Below are 1,809 nucleotides of genomic sequence, written 5' to 3'. Positions count from 1 at the left end.
TAAAATGTACCCTATAAGGTGGACATTTAAGACAAAGGGAATAAAAGTTCAGTCTGCATCAAACGATGTTATGATGAACTGTAAAACTGCTTGATGGATCCACATTTACATACAATGTCAAAGGGGTAAAATCCCTGATTCTGGACAACTGGATGAGGGGAATGATTCTGGACAATGGACATTGTATAGAAGGTAAAAACCCATATTTGTGTACAGACTAAGCATGTATACAATCCCATTTCATGGACGGTAGAAACTTGTATGAAATCCAGTTGAATGGACACCTAAAGATGGTTTATTACAGCACAGAAATAACGTAAAATCATTATTGAAGTGCTGAAGGAGGAACCATCATTGAGGGAGTATACTGCAAAAGAAATCAAGAGTTTATCTGCAAATCCATATACGTTCAAGGTTACAAAACACAAATTGTATTTCACAATAGAGTTCAAAGAAGCGTTTTGGGTTAGTTATCAAGCTGGAATTGCTCCAAGAAAGATTCTTGAAGATCTGGGATATGATGTTGAATTGTTTGGGCAAAAGCAGATAGACAGCATCGTTCAGAGAATAAAGTACGAAGCATCAAGCGGATTGGGATTCAATCAGGGTGAAAATAGGAGTATGCGTGCCGGTATGGCATATAAGAAACGTGGTTCTGAAGAGTCATCGTCTGAAGAAGACAATTCCCTGAATACGCCTGAGCAGCGAAAGATAGCTCATCTTGAAGCTGAAGTTAAATACTTGCATCAAGAAGTTGACTTTCTAAAAAAAATTACAAAAGCTGTCAATTCGCAAAAGAGGAAATAGTCATGGATACTGGTTATAAGTTTAAGGTTATTCATGACATGGTGACAGCAGAAGATAACAGATTAAGCATAAGCATGCTTTGTAGTATAGCCGGAGTGTCAAGATCTGGGTATTATCAATGGGTAAAAGCTGAGGATGCTAGAAATAATAGAGAAATAAAGGATCGAGCGGATTTTGAGCTCATCTTAATAGCTTACAACCACAGAGGATATAAGAAAGGTGCTCGTAGCATTTACATGACAATGTTGCACTGGAATCCTCCGGTAGTAATGAATGTTAAGAAAATCCGCAGATTAATGGACAAATACAATTTAAAATGTCCTATCCGAAAAGCAAACCCTTACAGAAGGATGGCAAAAGCACTTAAGACGAACTCTGTGGCAGATAACATATTGAACAGAGAATTCGAAGAACATGGAGCCAGAAAGGTACTTCTTACAGATATTACATACATACCGTATAATGGGCAGTTCTGCTATCTTTCAACCATATTGGATGCATTCACAAAACAGATATTGTCTTATGTCTTAAGTGATTCACTTGAAGTTGATTTTGTTTTGGAAACAGTAGAAATGCTTATCAAGGAGCATGGTATAGAATTATCGAAAGAAACGCTTATACACAGTGACCAAGGATGCCATTATACAAGCATCAGTTTTACAAAGCTGGTCAAGGACAAAGGGCTTAGGCAATCAATGTCCAGAAAAGCCAATTGCTGGGATAACGCCCCTCAGGAAAGCTTCTTTGGTCATATGAAAGATGAGATAGATCTGTCAGAATGCAAAAAATATAGGGAAGTAAAAGCAATCATAGATGATTGGATGGACTACTATAACAATGAAAGATATCAGTGGCAGTTAGCAAAGCTATCTCCGAATGAATACTATAAGTACATCACCACAGGAATATATCCTCTTGGAGATGTTTGATATATAGATAAATAATGTGCTGTAATTAGATATGCCTATAGCTTAATTTGTACTTGACATGGGGTACACTTTA

At 37.0% G+C, this 1,809-nt stretch carries 2 protein-coding genes; both read left to right on the top strand.

From position 1 onward, the window contains the following. The first annotated feature begins 354 nt into the window (after positions 1-354). The gene (locus BM086_RS20360) at positions 355-807 is read left to right on the top strand and encodes an HTH domain-containing protein (RefSeq protein ID WP_092332347.1); all 453 of its coding nucleotides are present in this window, start codon (positions 355-357) and stop codon (positions 805-807) included. Between the two features lie 2 nt (positions 808-809). After that, the gene (locus BM086_RS20355) at positions 810-1,736 is read left to right on the top strand and encodes an IS3 family transposase (RefSeq protein ID WP_092332344.1); all 927 of its coding nucleotides are present in this window, start codon (positions 810-812) and stop codon (positions 1,734-1,736) included. Positions 1,737-1,809: the final 73 nt, after the last annotated feature.

Source organism: Butyrivibrio sp. YAB3001, assembly GCF_900112195.1.
In the GTDB taxonomy this organism is placed as follows: Bacteria; Bacillota; Clostridia; order Lachnospirales; family Lachnospiraceae; genus Butyrivibrio.
Note: the sequence above shows the minus strand (reverse complement) of the source record. Positions and strands in the feature narration are given on the sequence as shown.

Bases quoted from the DNA above. Each gene is read 5' to 3' on its own strand.
- BM086_RS20355 (WP_092332344.1), top strand. From the start codon at position 810: ATGGATACTGGTTATAAGTTTAAGGTTATTCATGACATGGTGACAGCA.